This is a genomic window from Acinetobacter sp. Leaf130 (assembly GCF_001423205.1).
In the GTDB taxonomy this organism is placed as follows: domain Bacteria; phylum Pseudomonadota; class Gammaproteobacteria; order Pseudomonadales; family Moraxellaceae; genus Acinetobacter; species Acinetobacter calcoaceticus.
Window position 1 is genome coordinate 1,677,083 of record NZ_LMOE01000001.1, and the last position, 18,291, is coordinate 1,695,373.

Here is an 18,291-nt window from a genome sequence, read left to right on the forward strand (position 1 = left end):
TATGAAACTAAATACTAATTACAGAGTTACTTACTTATTTTTATATTATTGCTCTCTTAAATTTTGATTGTATATGCTTACTTAAAGATAAATTTCAAACAAACTATTAAAGATTATAATTTAAATAAAAGTAAAATGATGAGTAGTAGAGCTAAAGACGAATCACAATAAGGAAAGTTTTATTTTTTAAAGCATTAAATCTCTATAGAGACATATAAAAATAAAGGCCTCTTACGAGACCTTTATTTTTTATATTTAAGCCTAATTAAACACTTAACATACTATTTAAAGTTTCAGAGACATTTTTCGATTTCACTTTAGGCTGCAATGCTTGCAAAGCCTGTTGCACTTGAGTCCGCTGAGGTTCTGCCAAAGTGTACCAACGCGACAATACCTGTAACAGTCGTGAACCTAAAATTGGGTTCTTCTCGTCAAGATATTGTGCAAGGTTAATAAAGTGAGCTACACCAAAGCCCCACGTGTTTTCAGGATTATTTGATAATCCTCCACTCACCGCACGAATACGGTTTGGAGTTTTTAAATCATAATCTGGATGTTGAGTAAGGTATTCAATTGTTTCAGTTGTCGCATTTGGGTTTGCAGCCTGAATCATAAACCACTGATCTAAAGATAAAGCTTCATCTTTAAAACGATCATAGAAATCAGCAAGTACATCTTGAGCTTGAGGCGCATTTTGCCAAACCAGTACACGTAGCGCACCTAAACGTTCAGACATATTACCTGTATTTTGGTATTGCACATGCGCAAGTTCAAATGCGGTTTGATCACCCTGACGAGCCATCATCATCAGCATAATGTTCTTTAACGCACGCACACCCATTGCCAAAGAAAATTCTTTTTGCAGATCAGGGTCAAGTGTAAGGTAAGTATCTTTCCAGAATGAACCCAACTCTTGTGCTAAACGATTGAGCAATGCTTCACGTTTTACATGAATATCAGCTGGTGTATAGTTCTGATCTATACGGCTACCCAAATAACCTTCGCTTGGTACATCAAACAAACGCGATGCCAATAGCGGGTCGCGACCAACTAACTCAGGCAAAGTACTTTGAATTGCCTGAATGTATGCATCAGCAGAATGGTCTTCTAGCAAAATACGTTCAAGCAAAGTTTGCGTTGCTTGCCATTGGTTAAAGCCGTTTGTTTCGTGCTGAATTAAGAAAGCTAATTCTTCATCAGTATAATTAAACACAAGATTTACGGGTGCAGAGAAATTACGGAGTAGCGAAACAACTGGCTGTTCAGTCACACCTGTAAACTCAATGGTTGCCTCATCTTGGTCAAACAAATACACGCCATCTTTAACATCGTTTACAAACAAGCTTTCACTATGCAATGTATATTGCTCCCCTGTTTTAGCATTAAATAATGCTAATGCCACAGGAATCGGAACAGCTTTTAAATTTGGATATTTAGGATGTGCTTTTAGGCTTTGTTTAAAGCTTAAACGGTAAGTTTGTGCTGCTGCATCATATTCACCTTTTGCTTCAAGCTTTGGCGTACCTGGTTGGTTATACCAAGTTAAGAATGCAGATAAATCAACACCCGAACCCGCAGTTAATGCAGCAACCCAATCTTCTACAGTTACAGCTTGTCCATCATGACGGCGGAAATATTCATCCGTTCCTTGACGGTATTTTTCTTTACCTAACAAGGTCGACATCATGCGGTTAATTTCCGCACCTTTTTCATAGACAGTTGCAGTATAGAAGTTATTAATTTCCACAAAGTGATCTGGACGTGGTGGGTGCGATAATGGACCTGCATCTTCAGGGAATTGATGTGATTTAAGTACAGCGACGTCATCAATACGTTGAACCGCAGCAGATTGTAAATCTTCAGAGAACGACTGATCGCGGAATACCGTTAAGCCTTCTTTTAAGCACAGCTGGAACCAGTCACGGCAAGTAATACGATTCCCTGTCCAGTTATGGAAATATTCGTGGGCAATCACAGACTGTACACGCATAATCGCTGCATCAGTCGTATATTCTTCATCAGCAAGCACACACGAAGTATTAAAGATGTTTAAACCTTTATTTTCCATGGCACCCATGTTGAACTGGCTAACAGCAACAATCATATAGTTGTCTAGGTCATAAGCACGGCCGTAGTGTTCTTCATCCCAATGCATAGAATGCTTTAATGCTTCCATCGCGATATGGCATTTTGGAATGTCTTTCTCGATTGCATAGATTTCTAAAGCAACATCACGCCCTTCCGAAGTCGTGTAACGATCTTTAAGAACTGCTAAATCACCAATGACACAAGCAAATAAATAACTTGGCTTTTTGGTCGGATCTTGCCAAATCGCGAAGTGGCGGTTTTCACCAGCCTCACCTGTTTCTAGCAAATTACCATTGGCAAGTAGTACTGGATATTTTTTGTCTGCTTCTACGCGTGTAGTAAATACAGAAAGTACATCTGGACGGTCTGGATAGAATGTGATTTTACGGAAACCTTCAGGTTCGTTCTGCGTTACAAACAAGTCATCTGCTTTATATAAGCCTTCTAATTGAGTATTCGTTTCAGGATGAATAATGACTTGCGTTTGTAAAATGACTTCATCTGGTGCATTAGTGATCACCAGTTGTTCACTATCGAGTGAATATTGTGCAGGAGTGAGAATTTGTCCATTTAACTGAACAGACTGTAATTCTAGGTCACGGCCTAATAGCACCAGATCACCAGCAGTTTGACGCTTCATCACTAATGTCGAATCAACAATTGTTTTGTCATCATATACTTGGATATCAAGATTAATTGATTCAACCAAGAATGCAGGTTTTTGATAATCTTTTAAATAAACTGTCTGATCTGCCTGAACTGGAGGCTGCGCCGCAATATTCATCTTTATTCCTTATATACTCGTCTAAACGGTAGTATGAGTCGTCATGAAATATCATACGCCAAGTCATACATACTGTATTTGATTACCTTTATGAAATTAATGGGACTTCATTTATACATTTCAAATTAGAATCTTGTTTTATTAGCACAGATTAGACCAAATTTACGATAATCGTTGTTTATATAAGCAATCTATACAATAAAAATAAAACACCTTTAGCTTTTAACATTTTTTAGAGTCAGCTTACATTTTGGGCATGGTTCTTGCCTAATTAAATATACCAATATGGGTATCTAAATTAGAACAAGAGGTGTCAGCATGGAATTTAAAGCACATTTTCATCGACTAGAGAACATTAAAGCTATTCATGATCTATCAGCAGCAGGACTCGATCACCATGTGATTGCCGTGTTCTTATCTGCGGAAGGTATTTCTATTACCACTCAGGAGGTTACTTCTATTGTTAATACTTACGATGCGTTAGGGAAACTGAAATTACCAAGTAAAAAAGTACAGGCGCTTATTAAGGCCAAAAAGCTTGGCCAAAATGATGAGAGCTTGCCGTGCCCTGTTTAATTCAACTTTTTAGCCCACTATGAAAACCTAAAATCGAAACATAGATTTTAGGTTTTTCTATTTTAACAACAAACGAAAGTGGCAATCTCCGCCATCTACAGCGCGGCTGTGTATAATAGCCCCATCATTTTTATTTTATGTTCGGAGCAAAATGGCCTTACAAATTCTACAGAAACAGCTAGATGAAAGTAGCCATTGTCCTCTCTGCCAAGCTTCAATGTACTGGGTAGATGCCGAGCAATTTGAACAAGACATTCAATTTCATGAATGCAGTCATTGTCAGCACCGTCTATTTAAAGATCAAAGAATGACTTGCCACTGTGATACATGCACAAAACAACGGAAAAAGCTTCTACAACAAACACGCCTACAAGAACAACGCCATTTTAAGTCAAAAGAACAGCCACAACGCAGTCTGGAACAGCTCAGTTTTTTGCATAAACTTTTCTTGCTGAGTCTTTTAGATGAATATGCACGTGAAGAAATCGCTCATGATGAATATATTCATTGGGACAAAATTAAATACCATCACATCACGCCTAACTGGATGTTTCAGAGCTATTTAATTAAACAGTTGCATAAAGATGGCATTTTGGATGCAAATGACCAAACTGATGACCCACAATGTTTTCACTTAAATATTCGTTTAGATGGCTACAGTGATCCAAGTTTATTTAGTGTGGCTCAGCAACTACGTAATTGGTTTTATGAAAATTTAAGCTTTGGTATTCCTTTTCGTAGTGCAGATGAAGTTAAAGACGTACTTTTTCAGGTGCTCTATCAAGAAATTATCCAGTTCATGCAGTTCTATTGCCGAACTTGGGGTATCCAAATTGCTGGAAATTCAAATTTTCAAAGCTTTTGCTATCGTTTAATGGATTCACTCGCAATTGGACAGATTTATTATCTGGTACAAACTGCACTCGAATATCTGTATAAACAAAAAATTTTACAGCCTCGCAATGATAAATTTATTAATACCAATCTATTAAAGAAGACTTTAGAACAATATCGCGAAAGAGCCGTGACCGAAAAGTGGGAAACCTCTATGCTCCCCCGTCCTCACAATATTCCTTACAGTAAAATGAGTTATATTTTGCTTAATCGTTTCTTGGGTTACGACGAACAGATATTTGTGCAACCTGTATGGAAAGCATGGCGAAAAATTGAACCACGTTTAAACTTTTATTCTGTCAAACGTTGTATGTATTGTGGTTCAAATGATTTAACCGTTGACTATGATGCAGCAGATTATGTTTCTTTGATTTGCCAAAAATGTAAGCATCAAGACCACTATTTTACCCACTAAATTTATAATCACTTTGGCTTACTAGGGATAATAATATGACATCGACATCTAGTTTAATTGAACAGGTCATTGAGGCTTGGCAGAACATGCAAGCCAAAACGCCTCTTGTACAATGTATTACCAATAGCGTTGCTACAAACTATACGGCCAATGTATTACTCGCGTCTGGTGCCTCGCCTGCGATGATTGATAATCCTTACGAAGCAGAAAGCTTTACCAAAATCGCATCGGCCTTGAGCATTAATTTAGGTACACCCACCACTGAGCAAATGCAAGCCATGCAGATCTCAGCTAAAACAGCTCAGCTAAATGATATTCCATGGGTACTTGATCCGGTAGGTTATGGACCAATTTTAGCTTGGCGTAGTCAAATGACAGATGAGCTTTTGCAATTTAAGCCAAGCGTTATTCGTGGTAATGCTTCAGAAATCAGTACGCTTGCAGGTAATCAGGTTCAATCTAAAGGTGTAGATAGCACCCTAAGTAGTGATGATGTCTATCGACAAGCTTACGCGCTATTAGTACATACAGACTGTATCGCAATTTCAGGCGAGTCAGATTACATTCTGTCTAAAGAACTAGATGTCGTTATCCAAATTAACGGCGGCAGCCCCTTACAACCTAAAATTACAGCAACAGGATGTGCTTTGGGTGCGTTAATCGCTGCATATAGTGCGGTAACGACTCCAACTATTGCAGCGCTTTCAGCTCATATACATTTTGCAATTGCGGGTAAACTTGCATCCAATCAGGCACAAACCATGGGAAGTTTTAGTACCATTTTTATGGACTATATTCATATGTTAGATGCCAACCTGATTGAGCAATATGCAAATATCAAGCTGTTTGGTTTAAAGGCATAACCACAAGAAGTTATGCCTTTGTGGGTAAGAGGATATTTTAAATCTGCCGATAGTACTGATAATCACAAACCAGTCGCAGCTTTATAATTTATACAACTTGCTTAAAATAATCTTCTTTTGGCATATCAACAAGTTCAACACACAATTGAATTTCTTTATTAAACTCTTGTTGTAGATAATTTTTATTACTGAGTGCCGCTAACAACTGATCACCCATCAGTTGTTTTTGCTCTGCATTTCTTCCCGACAAAATATAAACTTTTACATGAATATAAGCCTGTTCTAATCCCAAACCAATTAGGAAAACATCATCTTTACGCGCACGGCTTTTAATGTCTTCTGGGCTAAACAACTCTGTTTCAATGAGCGTTGTATTAATTTCTTCAAGTAATTGTTTTGCGTTTAATCCAGTTAAGTTATCTGAATAATCAACTACAATGTGCGGCATAGCCACCTCAATTTATGTAATAAGTAATTAAGCTAATTAAACTTTACTCAATAAATAATAAAGCTAATCGAACCTGATCATATCCCATTCGAGGGCTGGTTGCTTCAACGATTGGTCTTAGTTTGATCGAACCATCATCAGAAAAATGATCTGGATTTTGGCGCTTTTTCAGTTTCTTATAAATTTTTCGGATTTCTTCGACTACTTCTTCCCCAGGATGGGCAACCGAAATATCCAGTTTTTGTTCTTTATGAAGTCGCGCCAAATGGTTAATGATTGTAGCTGGGGTTAGACCACGTTCATGCGCAATATCTTCAATCTCATAGCCTTCTTCAAACAACGCACGTGTTTCGTCTAGAGTTGCCGAGGCATAATTTTGTTTCGCACCTTTTGAGAGTTTTTTCTCATTACGAGAAATCTCAGTTTCATTTAAAGTTCCGCCACAATGACGAATAAATGCTTTGTGCTGAGCAGTTAAATCTACATCTGCAAAGTTATCTTCAGCTTCTTTAGACAACTCTTGGAAACGACGATCGGCTTTTACAGCCAAGCTATCTAGCTCTAGAGCTTGCTCGTTAATCCCTAATAACTTTAATCCAGTTAAAGATTTCAAACGCGACAATGCCACATAGCCCTGACCTTTTTCAAAGGTGTTCATGAGGTTAATTTCGGCAGCTTCTAAGGTCATCCCTTGGCTTTTATGAATGGTAATCGCCCACGCCAAACGAAGTGGGATTTGCTGGAAACTGGCAATCACTTTACCTGCATCATTTTCAACTGACCAAGTTTCAGGCGCAACAAGCAATGTCGTACCATCGGTTAGTTTCACCTTCGGCAACAAACCATTTTCATCATCTTCTTCAAAACCAATGACTTCACCTAAACTCCCATTGATATATCCCATATCAAAGTTGTTTTTTACAAACATGACTTTTGCATGTTTCTTTAAGGTGAGTTCTTCTGGTGCACGAACCGAAGATTTTAAAGTTTCTACCAGTTTTTCATTACCATCTAAAACCGCATTAAATTGATGTCCTTCATTATCAATTTCATTTAAGTGCTGATAATTGATATTGTCGACATCCATATTGTGTGTATAAAGACGAGTAAAGGTCTCACCAATATCATGGGAGCGTGATTGACGTAATGCGTGTAAATGATCTGATTGAATATTTTGCGCACGAATGGCATTTAAAATCTGGTTAAGAATTTCATCATCTTGGCGGTGTTGTTCTGTTAAATAACATACGCGAAATTTAGCTTCGACCCATGCATCAGACATAAAACAGAACTTGTCACGGTTGGCTTCACTATTACGTCCAACTGGTGGCAACTGAAAGAAATCTCCGGCAACAATGACTTGGATACCGCCAAATGCCTCATCGCTTTCTTTAAAATATTTTAAAACCTGATTCACCAGATTAAGCTGTTTTGCATGTAACATCGAAATTTCATCAATGACGAGAACTTGCGCATTTTCAAGGTGTTCCTTGAGATATTTACGCTCTTTCATACGTTTTAGGTCATCATCAGTTAACTGATCTTTAATCCCGATGCCTGCCCATGTATGAATCGTCATGCCGTTCATATGCGTTGCAGCAATACCTGTAGATGCCGTAATAGCCACAGGCACTTTACGTGCTTTTAAGTATTGGATGTACTGATTGAGTGTATAGGTTTTCCCTGCACCAGCCGAACCGGTTAAAAAGACATTTTCACCTGCTTTAAGCAGTTTAAGCGCAGTTTCCTGTTTCATAATCTCATAAGTACATCTTCAACAGCCCATAGCTTAACGACTTTCCCGAAAAAATTAAATGAATGAGCTAGAATTTCTGTAAAATCAATATAAATCAATAATTAACATTAAAATAATATTTGGTAGGTTTTTGGTAGGTAGGAAAATAATCTTCACATCACAATACTAAGGCCATGGTGAGGCTCACCTGTAATAACAAACAATGGATTTATGGAAGAAGGAATCACTCCATGGCTTTTAAAAATATTGCAGATCAAACAAACGGTTTTTATATTCCCTGTGTATCACTCTTTGGACCAGGATGTGCCAAAGAAATAGGTACAAAGGCACAAAACCTCGGCGCAAAAAAAGCATTAATTGTGACCGATGAAGGCTTATTTAAATTTGGTGTCGCAGATCTTATCGCAAACTATTTAACTGAAGCAGGCGTTGCTAGCCATATTTTTCCGGGTGCAGAACCCAACCCAACCGATATTAATGTTCATAACGGTGTAAATGCCTATAACGACAATGGCTGTGACTTTATTGTATCGCTAGGTGGTGGTTCATCTCATGACTGTGCAAAAGGGATTGGCCTAGTCACTGCTGGTGGTGGTCATATTCGTGATTACGAAGGTATCGATAAAAGTAAGATACCAATGACGCCATTGATTGCAGTCAACACAACCGCTGGTACAGCATCTGAAATGACCCGTTTCTGTATTATTACCAATACAGACACTCACGTAAAAATGGCAATTGTCGACTGGCGTTGTACCCCACTCATTGCAATTGATGACCCGAAACTCATGATTGCAAAACCGGCTGGTTTAACGGCTGCAACAGGTATGGATGCTTTAACCCATGCTGTTGAAGCCTATGTTTCTACAGCAGCCAATCCAATTACCGATGCGTGTGCAGAAAAAGCTATCACCATGATTAGTCAATGGTTACAACCTGCTGTAGCAAACGGTGAAAATATCGAAGCACGTGATGCAATGAGCTATGCACAGTACTTAGCTGGTATGGCATTTAACAATGCATCTCTAGGCTATGTACATGCAATGGCGCATCAATTGGGCGGTTTCTATAACCTACCTCACGGCGTATGTAACGCAATCTTGTTACCACACGTGTGCGAATTTAACTTAATTGCTTGTCCAGATCGCTACGCAAAAATCGCAGATTTAATGGGTGTAAAAACTCATGGACTGACGGTGATGGAAGCTGCATATGCTGCAATTGATGCCATTCGTAAACTGTCTTCATCCATTGGTATCCCATCTGGATTAACAGAGCTAGGCGTAAAAACTGAAGACCTTGCGGTTATGGCCGATAACGCTCAAAAAGATGCATGTATGCTGACCAATCCACGTAAAGCAAATCATGCACAAGTTGTGGAGATTTTCAAAGCAGCACTTTAATACTGATGTAATGGCACATCCCTCTAGTAAGTCAAACCCTCCGACCGTTGACTTACTTTTTGGGGAATACTTAGCTCCAGCGGTATTCCCTTTTTTTAAACCTCTATTCCAATCCAACCTCTAAACCTGATTGACAATTCGCCCATTTCATTGAAGGATACTCAGCATGTCTTAATTACAATAGCTCGATAAAAATGAATACATCCTCAGCTACTCAAAATTATGTTCCAGATATTTTAGGTACTGGCTACGAACAGCTCACACTCAACTTTCCCAATGATTACGAAGGTAAAGTTGTTGCCACATTGGTTCGTAAAAAGGCCGCTCAATCGACTCAAAAAGCCGTGCTGTATATTCATGGTTTTTTAGATTATTTCTTTCAAACTGAAATGGCTGAACAATTCAATGCGCATGGTTACGACTTCTATGCCTTGGATTTAAGAAAATATGGTCGTTCCAAGCTACCCCATCAAATCTTCTATAATGTGCTTGATTTAAGTGAATACGATGCCGAAATTACTCAAGCATTAGATATCATTGCTAAAGAACAGCACACACAAGTATTGCTTGCAGGCCATTCGACTGGCGGTTTGACAGCAACGCTTTATGCTGCCCATCACCCGAACCACCCTCTGATTAAAGCGCTATGGACGAATAGTCCATTTTATGACTTTAATTTAAGCTTGGTCGAAAAGAAGTTTGGTATTCCAATGCTCAGTCGTGTAGGAAAATATCTACCTAAAGTTAAATTCCCAAGCCAACTGAACAAATGGTACACCGCAAGTCTTCACAAAGAACTTAAAGGCGAATGGGACTTTAATCTGGACTGGAAACCAACGTCTGCCCCTACTGTTCAACTCAGCTTTCTACATGCGATTCATACAGCACAAAAAGAAATACATCGCGGAGTTAAACTCGATATCCCTGCACTGATTATGCATTCTCATCAGACTAAAAACCCTAAAAAATGGGGAGCCGATGCGACTCAAAGCGATGTAATTTTAGACGTTAAAGACATTGAAAAATTTGGCAAAAAAATCAAAGGTGATGTCTCTGTTGTCTCTATTCACAATGGCTTGCATGATTTAGTCCTTTCAGCCCAGCCAGTACGAGAACAAGTCTATCAACAATTGTTCCAGTGGCTGGATCAAAAAATCACTTAACTGAGCTTAGGTGAGTCAAGGTATTTCATCAGCAATTGATGCGCGGGATGTTCACTCGGTACTAACTCCATAAGACGTTCTACCGCATCGATTGCTTCAGGGAAATGAGCTAAATGCTTAAGTAATAAATCTGTTTCTTGTGTTTTAAAAATTGCATCGCTCAAGCGCGATTCAAGGCAGTCACGCCATGCACATAAAAACGGGCTTTCAGTTTTTGCCAGAAAAACACCTGTGTAAAGCTGCAAAGCAGAAGCCGCATATCCCGCATCCAATGCTTGTTCAGCTTGTAAAAAATCGGCTTCAACATGTACAAGCAAACGATATGGCCGAGATCCAAGTAAACCACCCAAAATATCTCGAAGTTGAGACATTTCAGCTTTAAGCGTACCCATACTCACTTTACGTTCGCCATAGAGCGCCTGATAAAGATGCTCTAAAGTTAAGCCATGGGGACATAAGGCCAATATTGTCAAAATTTCAATTTGACGCGGTGTTAATAACAAACTTTTGCCATTAAATTTAACTTGTGGCGTCGAAAATGCACGAATATGTAATTGCTGACGCTGCTGCTCTAGCAAGGCAGATTGAATAATTGATGCACAACGTTCGGCAGCCAATATTCCTAAACTATTATGGTTCTTCCAAGTAGTCGATAAATCAACCACACCAAGGGTTTGTTTTGAGTATGGATCGATAATTGGTGCGGCATAGCACACCCAATCATGAATCGATTCCATATAATGTTCATTAGAAAAAACACAACTTGATTGTTGAGTTTTTAAAGATAAAGCCAATGCATTGGTGCCAACAAATTCTTCACGCCATTGCCCACCCTGCACAAAGTGAACACGCTCAGCTGCACTTTGCATTTGAGCACTTGTTGCCGTCCAAATGATCGTACTACCAATGTCACCAACAGCGATCACCATTGAGGATTGTTCAGCGATATGACGTAAGTCGTCGGCACACTGACTTAAAGCCATATCTAAAGCATTTTGTGAAGCAGATTTTTTCTCGACTAATGGAGCAGCAAAACGCTCTTTAGGAATCGCAGCAGAGGCTGACCGTTCCCATGAACTTGCAATACTTTGACCCAGTTTGGCAGCATTTTGAGGAGAGAGACTATTTTGCGTACGCAGTTGATCAATCAACGTCCGTTGCTGCAATAAATCCTTTTTTGTGAACATTTGTAAATTCCTTATATATCCACATTTCTATTCCAACCTTTCTCCAACCTTCTTCTTTATATCCTAATTATACAAAGTACGAAAGTACCTACTGACAGGGTTCTTGTTAGTCTTTAGTCCTAAAAAGCAAAGGAATATTTATATGCGCTATATCGATCCAAATCAACCAGGCTCAAAAGTTCAATTTAAATCACAATATGAAAATTTTATTGGCGGTGAATGGGTTGCACCTGTAAAGGGTGCATATTTTGATAATGTATCTCCTGTTGACGGAAAAGCTTTCACACGTATTCCACGATCTAGTGCCGAAGATATCGAACTCGCGCTAGATGCAGCGCACAAAGCGAAAGCAACATGGAATAAAGCCTCACCAACGGTACGCTCTAATATACTTTTAAAAATTGCTGATCGTTTAGAAGCAAATCTTGAAATGCTTGCTGTTGCAGAAACTTGGGATAACGGTAAAGCGGTTCGTGAAACTTTAGCAGCAGACCTTCCACTTGCGATTGACCATTTCCGTTATTTCGCAGGTTGTATTCGTGCTCAAGAAGGCGGCATCTCTGAAATTGATGAAGATACAATTGCCTACCATTTCCATGAGCCATTAGGTGTGGTTGGCCAAATCATTCCATGGAACTTCCCGATTTTAATGGCAGCATGGAAACTTGCTCCTGCTCTAGCGGCGGGTAACTGTGTCGTAATTAAACCAGCAGAGCAAACACCAGTAGGTATTTTACTGGTTGCTGAACTCATCCAAGATATCTTACCGCCGGGTGTACTTAATATTGTCAATGGTTTCGGTTCAGAAGTCGGGCGTCCGTTAGCGACAAACCCACGTATTGCAAAAATCGCGTTCACAGGTTCAACTCAAACTGGACAAATGGTGATGCAATATGCGACCGAAAATATTATTCCAGTGACATTAGAACTTGGCGGTAAGTCACCAAACCTTTTCTTTGAAGATATCATGGATAAAGAAGATGATTTCTTAGAAAAAACACTTGAAGGTTTTGCGATGTTTGCCTTGAACCAAGGTGAAGTATGTACTTGCCCTTCTCGTGCTTTAGTACAAGAAAGTATTGCTGATCAGTTCTTGGAGTTGGCTGTAGAGCGTGTAAAACGTATTAAAACTGGTCATCCGCTTGATACTGAAACTATGATTGGTGCTCAAGCATCTCTACAACAGCAAGAGAAAATCTTACGTTGTATTAACACAGGTCGTGAAGAAGGTGCAGAGCTCTTACTTGGTGGTAGTGGCCGTAAAGAAGTAGGCGATGGTTACTATGTTGATCCGACTATTTTTAAAGGTCACAATGGCATGCAAGTTTTCCAAGAAGAAATTTTTGGACCTGTACTTGCTGTGACAACGTTCAAAGACTTTGACGATGCAATTAAAATTGCCAATGACACCATGTATGGTTTAGGTGCAGGTGTTTGGTCACGTTCAGCACACATTTCTTATCGTGCTGGTCGCGCTATTGAGGCGGGCCGTGTCTGGACAAACTGCTATAACATCTACCCTGCTCATGCTGCATTTGGTGGCTACAAAAAGTCAGGTATTGGCCGTGAAAACCACAAGATGATGTTAGATCATTATCAACAAACTAAAAACTTGTTGGTTAGTTATTCAACTAAACCAATGGGCTTCTTCTAAGTTCTGCACCAAGTTGATACCAGACTATCAACATTAGAAAGAAGTAAGCTCATTAATTATGTAAGAAGCCAGTAATTTAGATTACTGGCTTCTTTATTTAGTGCTGTTAGTTCTCAAGTTTTTATCATTTGGAATAAAAAAGTACCATCTATTATCTAAAGTGCTTCATTTAGGCATTGCTTTTGCATTGATTCATACAAACCCACTCGCAGGAGTATTGTATGAATCAACCAGAAACAACTTCCGTTATTGCTTCAAGCGCAGAAGTTTCATCAGCAGAATATTTTGCTCAGCGTCAACTTAAACAAGGTACTGTGGGTTGGTTACTCCTGATTGGTTTAGGCGTGGCTTATGTGATATCTGGTGATTTTGCCGGTTGGAACTTCGGTATTGCCCAAGGTGGTTGGGGTGGTATGTTTATTGCCACTGCCCTCGCTGCAATCATGTACCTGTGCCTATGTCTTTCTATGTCAGAAATGTCCACCATGATGCCGACAGCAGGTGGCGGTTATAGTTTTGCGCGTGCTGCCTTTGGTCCTTTTGGTGGCTATTTAACAGGAACAGCCATTTTAATTGAATACGCAATTGCTCCTGCGGCGATTGCTGTATTTATTGGCGGTTATTGCGAATCTCTTTTTGGCATTAATGGCTGGATGATTTACCTCGCCTGCTACGCGATTTTTATGGGCATACATCTGAAAGGTGCCGGCGAAGCCTTAAAAATTATGTTCGCAATTACACTTGTCGCAGCGGTTGCTCTTATAGTGTTTATTGCTGCAATGATTCCGCATTTTAATGCACAAAACCTGTTAGATATTCCAGTCGGTACAGCAGCTGGCGCTAGTCGTTTCTTACCCCATGGTTACTTAGGTATATGGGCAGCTGTTCCTTTTGCAATCTGGTTTTTCCTTGCAGTTGAAGGTGTTCCTTTAGCAGCAGAAGAAGCAAAAGATCCTGCAAAATCACTACCACGCGGATTAATAGGTGCAATGCTAATTTTAACTGCCTTTGCTATGCTCATTTTATTCTTGGGTGCAGGCGCAGCGGGTGCAAGTACTTTACAAAACTCTGGTGCTCCCCTCGTAGATGCTCTGGTTAAAGTTTATGGCACCAACACTTGGCTTGCGACTTTCGTGAACTTTGTGGGTTTAGCTGGTTTAATCGCGAGTTTCTTTTCAATTATCTATGCTTATTCACGTCAAATCTTTGCATTGTCACGTGCTGGCTATTTACCAACCTCACTCTCTTTAACCAATAAAAATAAAGCCCCTTATCTCGCAATTATTATTCCGGGCATTATCGGTTTCTTGCTTTCACTTACTAAAGAAGGCGATTCACTGATTTTAATTGCCGTTTTTGGTGCAACCATTTCTTATGTGTTGATTCTCTTATCCCACATCAAATTACGCCTATCTAAACCCGACATGCCTCGTCCCTATAAAACACCAGGTAGCATTGTGACCTCAAGCATTGCATTAGTTTTAGCTGTGGCTGCGGTAGTTGCAGGTTTTGTGGTAAACCCGAAAGTTTGGTTTATTGCTGCTGCTATTTACGTGGCATTTATTGCTTACTTTTTATTCTATAGCCGCTATCATTTAGTGAAAGGTACACCAGAAGAAGAGTTTGCAAATATTAAAGCTGCTGAACAAGAGCTATAAATAAAAGGATGCAACCATGAGTTATCGCAATATTGTCGCCAATCAGCAATATCACTTTGCTGACCTAAAAACTTTAATGGCAAAAGCAACGCCATTACGTTCAGGCGATGAGTTAGCGGGTGTAGCTGCCAGAGATGCAACTGAACATGTTGCGGCACAAATGACACTGGCCGATGTACCACTTAAAACTTTTTTAAATGAAGTAGTGGTCAATTACGAAACAGATGAAATTACGCGACTGATTATTGATGAACATGATCTGGCAGCCTTTGCTCCTATTTCACACTTTACAGTAGGTGATTTTCGGAATTGGTTACTTGGAGAAGAAGCAACTGCACAAAGCTTAAAAGCATTAGCATCAGGTTTAACTCCAGAAATGGTGGCTGCTGTCAGCAAAATTATGCGCAATCAAGATTTGATTTATGTCGCCAGCAAATGTGAAGTCGTTACCCAGTTTCGCAATACCATCGGTCTAAAAGGCCATCTTTCTACCCGTTTGCAACCCAATCACCCTACCGACGATGTTCTTGGTATTTCCGCCAGTATTTTAGATGGCTTGATGTATGGTAATGGTGATGCCGTGATTGGCATTAACCCTGCGACAGATAATTTACATAATTTGTCAGAGCTACTGAAATTGCTTGATCATGTAATTCAGGAATATCAAATTCCGACGCAGTCCTGCGTGCTCACGCATATCAGTTCAGGTATTCAACTCGCTGAAAAAAATGTGCCGATTGATTTAATGTTTCAATCAATCGCTGGCACACAACTGGCTAACGAAGGTTTTGGAATATCGCTCGACTTACTACAAGAAGGATATGAAGCCACACTTGCACTCAAACGCGGAACCATTGGACAAAACGTTATGTACTTTGAAACTGGTCAAGGTAGTGCATTATCAAGCAATGCACATCACGGCGTTGACCAGCAAACATTGGAAACTCGTGCCTATGCAGTGGCTCGTAAATATAACCCGCTTTTAGTAAATACAGTCGTCGGTTTTATTGGCCCAGAGTACCTTTTTAACGGCAAACAAATTATACGCGCAGGTCTAGAAGACCACTTTTGTGGCAAATTACTTGGTGTGCCAATGGGCTGCGACATTTGCTATACCAACCATGCCGATGCAGACCAAAATGATATGGATGTTCTCCTTACCCTATTTGGTGCGGCGGGCATCAACTTTATTATGGGTATTCCAGGCTCAGATGATGTCATGCTCAATTATCAAACGACTTCGTTCCATGATGCCCTTTATCTAAGACAACTCTTAGGTTTAAAACCCGCTCCTGAGTTTTCTGCTTGGCTTGAACAACAGGGCATTTTTAAACAACAAAACTCTCAAATTTGCTGGGCAGATCACATGCCCGACCAATTCTCTCGTCTGCTCATGAATTAGGGAGAACGCCATGAAACTGAACCGTGATATTCAATATCCCTCCTCTACCCATCAAGATCAGTGGGAAAAACTCAAACAGTTTACCGATGCCCGTATTGCTTTGGGTCGTGCGGGTTGCAGTATCCCAACACGAGCCTTACTTGAATTCCAGTTGTCGCATGCACAAGCAAAAGATGCGGTTTATCAAGATCTGGACGTTTTTCATTTATCTGAACAATTACAGCAACAGCAGCTTCCAAGCATTCATGTACAAAGTAATGCATCCAATAAAGAAATTTATCTCAAACGCCCAGATTTAGGACGTCAGCTTTCAAGCCAATCAAAAGATGTCTTAATTAAGGAATATGCAGAAAATCCACAACAGTACGATGTTTGTATTGTGGTAGGTGATGGACTCTCTGCAAGAGCAATTGAAGCGAACGCTGTGGCATTTATTGCAGCACTAAGCGAACAAATTCAGCAAGAAAACTGGAGTCTTGCACCAATTGCACTTGCGACAGGTAGCCGAGTTGCTCTTGGCGATGAAGTCGCAGAAATCTTTAAAGCATCTATGCTTGTTATGCTTATTGGCGAACGTCCGGGACTAAGCTCTCCCGATAGTATGGGCATTTACTATACATGGAATGCATATTCAGGCTGCCTCGATGCGAAACGCAATTGTATTTCCAATGTTCGCCCAGCAGGCTTAAGTATTCCAGTTGCGGTACAACGTTTAATGGCATTAATGAAAAAATCAAAACAACTCGGTTTTTCAGGCGTTAATTTAAAAGATGAACATCAACTTTCAGATATAGGTCTTGAGGGAACTCAAAAGCTATTATTTTAAACAGTAGAATATGTTTAGGGATTTATTCATAAATAGATAATCCTTTGCATAACAACATCATTTTAACGAAAAATATCAATTTTCAGGTATTGACGATTTATACAGATATTTTCTTCTTTATATTTATCGCTATACTCCACCTATTGATCTTCTATGAATCATTTGTATGAGCACAACAAACACCTTCCCAAAAACTATTTATGCCATTCAGCATCTTGCTTTCGAAGACTTAGGTTCATTAGAAGATGTCTTTTATCAACTCGGATTTCGAGTCCGTTATTTTGAGGCGGGAGTTGATGATTTAACCCCTGCTTTTTCACATGAAGGTTTAACTATTATTTTAGGCGGTCCAATCGGAGTTTATGAAACTGACGATTATCCATTCTTAAAAGATGAAATCGCTTTACTCAAACAACGTTTAGCAGCTGATAAACCTACTTTGGGCATTTGCCTAGGCGCACAGCTTATTGCTCATGCACTTGGCGCAAAAGTATATGCAGGACATCAAAAAGAAATTGGCTGGGGTTCACTGAGTTTAAGCCTACGCGCTAATCAAGTTTTATCTGGTTTGCTTAATAATGTGCATGTTCTACATTGGCATGGTGACACTTTCGACCTTCCTGAAAATGCAGTGCTTTTAGCAAGCTCTGATATTTATACCAATCAGGCATTTGAAGTCGGGAATAATATTCTTGCCTTGCAGTTCCACATTGAAACCACTGAAGAACATTTTGAAAAGTGGTTAATTGGTCATACATGTGAACTTCGCCATGCAAATGTTTCGATTCCAAAGCTTCGCGAAGATAATTTGCAGTACGCTCAAGCGCTCGAACATGCTGCATTTGAAATTATTCAAAAATTTCTCAAACGTATTGGATATAGTGGTTAATTGCTTTTTTATTACTATAAATAAGTTTAAATGCTTTTTTATTAACCAAAAGGTAGCGTAACAACCTATCTTTTGGGACATTTTATATTAAATTAAGTCTACTGCTTCACTATACTTTTCTTCACAAATATAAATAGTTAAATCATTATGGAAATCCTGAAATTTATTAAAAGCTTTAATACGGTGAATACCTATTTATCGCTAGCGTCTATTTTTCTTATAATCATTGTCCTTTATTTTTATGTGGTTAATCCAGCCTAGCTTATTTGCCAAAGCACCATAAAG

The 18,291-nt window shown here is 39.4% G+C and carries 15 protein-coding genes; 11 read left to right on the top strand and 4 right to left on the bottom strand.

The annotated features are described in order from the left end of the window. Positions 1-265: 265 nt before the first annotated feature. Entirely contained in the window at positions 266-2,872 is a 2,607-nt protein-coding gene (gene pepN / locus ASF86_RS07525; protein ID WP_056480909.1) for an aminopeptidase N, read from the bottom strand. A 318-nt stretch (positions 2,873-3,190) separates the two neighbouring features. Between pepN and ASF86_RS07530 the strand changes: the two genes are divergently transcribed. The 3 genes from ASF86_RS07530 to thiM all read left to right on the top strand — a co-directional run bounded on the left by ASF86_RS07530 (position 3,191) and on the right by thiM (position 5,620). Continuing rightward, positions 3,191-3,448, top strand: a complete 258-nt coding sequence (locus ASF86_RS07530) for a hypothetical protein (protein WP_004643236.1) — start codon at positions 3,191-3,193, stop codon at positions 3,446-3,448. A 151-nt stretch (positions 3,449-3,599) separates the two neighbouring features. Further along, positions 3,600-4,757 (top strand): hypothetical protein, encoded by a 1,158-nt coding sequence (locus ASF86_RS07535; RefSeq protein WP_056480911.1) that lies wholly within the window; start codon positions 3,600-3,602, stop codon positions 4,755-4,757. Positions 4,758-4,792: 35 nt separating this feature from the next. Next, positions 4,793-5,620, top strand: a complete 828-nt coding sequence (gene thiM, locus ASF86_RS07540) for a hydroxyethylthiazole kinase (RefSeq protein ID WP_056480912.1) — start codon at positions 4,793-4,795, stop codon at positions 5,618-5,620. Positions 5,621-5,708: 88 nt separating this feature from the next. Here the strand turns inward: thiM and ASF86_RS07545 are convergent, their stop codons facing one another. Continuing rightward, on the bottom strand, positions 5,709-6,068 hold the full coding sequence (locus tag ASF86_RS07545) for a 5-carboxymethyl-2-hydroxymuconate Delta-isomerase (protein ID WP_005039756.1): 360 nt from the start codon (positions 6,066-6,068) through the stop codon (positions 5,709-5,711). 43 nt (positions 6,069-6,111) lie between these two features. After that, positions 6,112-7,824, bottom strand: a complete 1,713-nt coding sequence (locus ASF86_RS07550; RefSeq protein ID WP_005039753.1) for an AAA family ATPase — start codon at positions 7,822-7,824, stop codon at positions 6,112-6,114. 230 nt (positions 7,825-8,054) lie between these two features. Between ASF86_RS07550 and mdh the strand changes: the two genes are divergently transcribed. Both mdh and ASF86_RS07560 read left to right on the top strand, forming a co-directional pair. After that, positions 8,055-9,227 carry an iron-dependent methanol dehydrogenase gene (gene mdh, locus ASF86_RS07555; protein ID WP_056480914.1) on the top strand — a complete coding sequence of 391 codons (1,173 nt, stop codon included), beginning with the start codon at positions 8,055-8,057 and terminating at the stop codon, positions 9,225-9,227. A 194-nt stretch (positions 9,228-9,421) separates the two neighbouring features. Then, positions 9,422-10,390 carry an alpha/beta hydrolase gene (locus tag ASF86_RS07560; RefSeq protein WP_056480916.1) on the top strand — a complete coding sequence of 323 codons (969 nt, stop codon included), beginning with the start codon at positions 9,422-9,424 and terminating at the stop codon, positions 10,388-10,390. On the opposite strand, the gene ASF86_RS07565 is transcribed toward ASF86_RS07560, so the two are convergent. Continuing rightward, the gene (locus tag ASF86_RS07565) at positions 10,387-11,577 is read right to left on the bottom strand and encodes a helix-turn-helix domain-containing protein (RefSeq protein WP_003652386.1); all 1,191 of its coding nucleotides are present in this window, start codon (positions 11,575-11,577) and stop codon (positions 10,387-10,389) included. The genes ASF86_RS07560 and ASF86_RS07565 overlap by 4 nt on opposite strands. 142 nt (positions 11,578-11,719) lie before the next feature. Between ASF86_RS07565 and ASF86_RS07570 the strand changes: the two genes are divergently transcribed. From ASF86_RS07570 to ASF86_RS20040, 6 genes are all read left to right on the top strand, one after another. Beyond that, complete coding sequence (locus ASF86_RS07570) at positions 11,720-13,231, top strand: aldehyde dehydrogenase family protein (RefSeq protein ID WP_004643247.1); 1,512 nt, start codon at positions 11,720-11,722, stop codon at positions 13,229-13,231. Between the two features lie 221 nt (positions 13,232-13,452). After that, a complete protein-coding gene (gene eat, locus ASF86_RS07575; protein WP_056480918.1) occupies positions 13,453-14,889 on the top strand; it encodes an ethanolamine permease in 1,437 nt (478 codons plus the stop codon). Between the two features lie 16 nt (positions 14,890-14,905). Next, positions 14,906-16,291, top strand: a complete 1,386-nt coding sequence (locus ASF86_RS07580; RefSeq protein WP_056480919.1) for an ethanolamine ammonia-lyase subunit EutB — start codon at positions 14,906-14,908, stop codon at positions 16,289-16,291. A 10-nt stretch (positions 16,292-16,301) separates the two neighbouring features. Continuing rightward, positions 16,302-17,117, top strand: coding sequence for an ethanolamine ammonia-lyase subunit EutC (gene eutC / locus ASF86_RS07585; protein WP_056480922.1), 816 nt, complete (start codon positions 16,302-16,304; stop codon positions 17,115-17,117). 166 nt (positions 17,118-17,283) lie between these two features. Then, positions 17,284-18,006 (top strand): glutamine amidotransferase, encoded by a 723-nt coding sequence (locus ASF86_RS07590; RefSeq protein WP_056480923.1) that lies wholly within the window; start codon positions 17,284-17,286, stop codon positions 18,004-18,006. 147 nt (positions 18,007-18,153) lie between these two features. Next, positions 18,154-18,267, top strand: a complete 114-nt coding sequence (locus tag ASF86_RS20040) for a hypothetical protein (protein ID WP_081407574.1) — start codon at positions 18,154-18,156, stop codon at positions 18,265-18,267. Positions 18,268-18,291: the final 24 nt, after the last annotated feature.

Coding starts and splice junctions, on each gene's coding strand:
- ASF86_RS07590 (WP_056480923.1), top strand. CDS start 17,284: ATGAGCACAACAAACACCTTCCCAAAAACTATTTATGCCATTCAGCAT.
- ASF86_RS07530 (WP_004643236.1), top strand. CDS start 3,191: ATGGAATTTAAAGCACATTTTCATCGACTAGAGAACATTAAAGCTATT.
- ASF86_RS07545 (WP_005039756.1), bottom strand. CDS start 6,068: ATGCCGCACATTGTAGTTGATTATTCAGATAACTTAACTGGATTAAAC.
- ASF86_RS07550 (WP_005039753.1), bottom strand. CDS start 7,824: ATGAAACAGGAAACTGCGCTTAAACTGCTTAAAGCAGGTGAAAATGTC.
- eutC (WP_056480922.1), top strand. CDS start 16,302: ATGAAACTGAACCGTGATATTCAATATCCCTCCTCTACCCATCAAGAT.
- ASF86_RS07565 (WP_003652386.1), bottom strand. CDS start 11,577: ATGTTCACAAAAAAGGATTTATTGCAGCAACGGACGTTGATTGATCAA.
- eat (WP_056480918.1), top strand. CDS start 13,453: ATGAATCAACCAGAAACAACTTCCGTTATTGCTTCAAGCGCAGAAGTT.
- mdh (WP_056480914.1), top strand. CDS start 8,055: ATGGCTTTTAAAAATATTGCAGATCAAACAAACGGTTTTTATATTCCC.
- ASF86_RS07535 (WP_056480911.1), top strand. CDS start 3,600: ATGGCCTTACAAATTCTACAGAAACAGCTAGATGAAAGTAGCCATTGT.
- ASF86_RS07570 (WP_004643247.1), top strand. CDS start 11,720: ATGCGCTATATCGATCCAAATCAACCAGGCTCAAAAGTTCAATTTAAA.
- thiM (WP_056480912.1), top strand. CDS start 4,793: ATGACATCGACATCTAGTTTAATTGAACAGGTCATTGAGGCTTGGCAG.
- ASF86_RS07560 (WP_056480916.1), top strand. CDS start 9,422: ATGAATACATCCTCAGCTACTCAAAATTATGTTCCAGATATTTTAGGT.
- ASF86_RS07580 (WP_056480919.1), top strand. CDS start 14,906: ATGAGTTATCGCAATATTGTCGCCAATCAGCAATATCACTTTGCTGAC.
- ASF86_RS20040 (WP_081407574.1), top strand. CDS start 18,154: ATGGAAATCCTGAAATTTATTAAAAGCTTTAATACGGTGAATACCTAT.
- pepN (WP_056480909.1), bottom strand. CDS start 2,872: ATGAATATTGCGGCGCAGCCTCCAGTTCAGGCAGATCAGACAGTTTAT.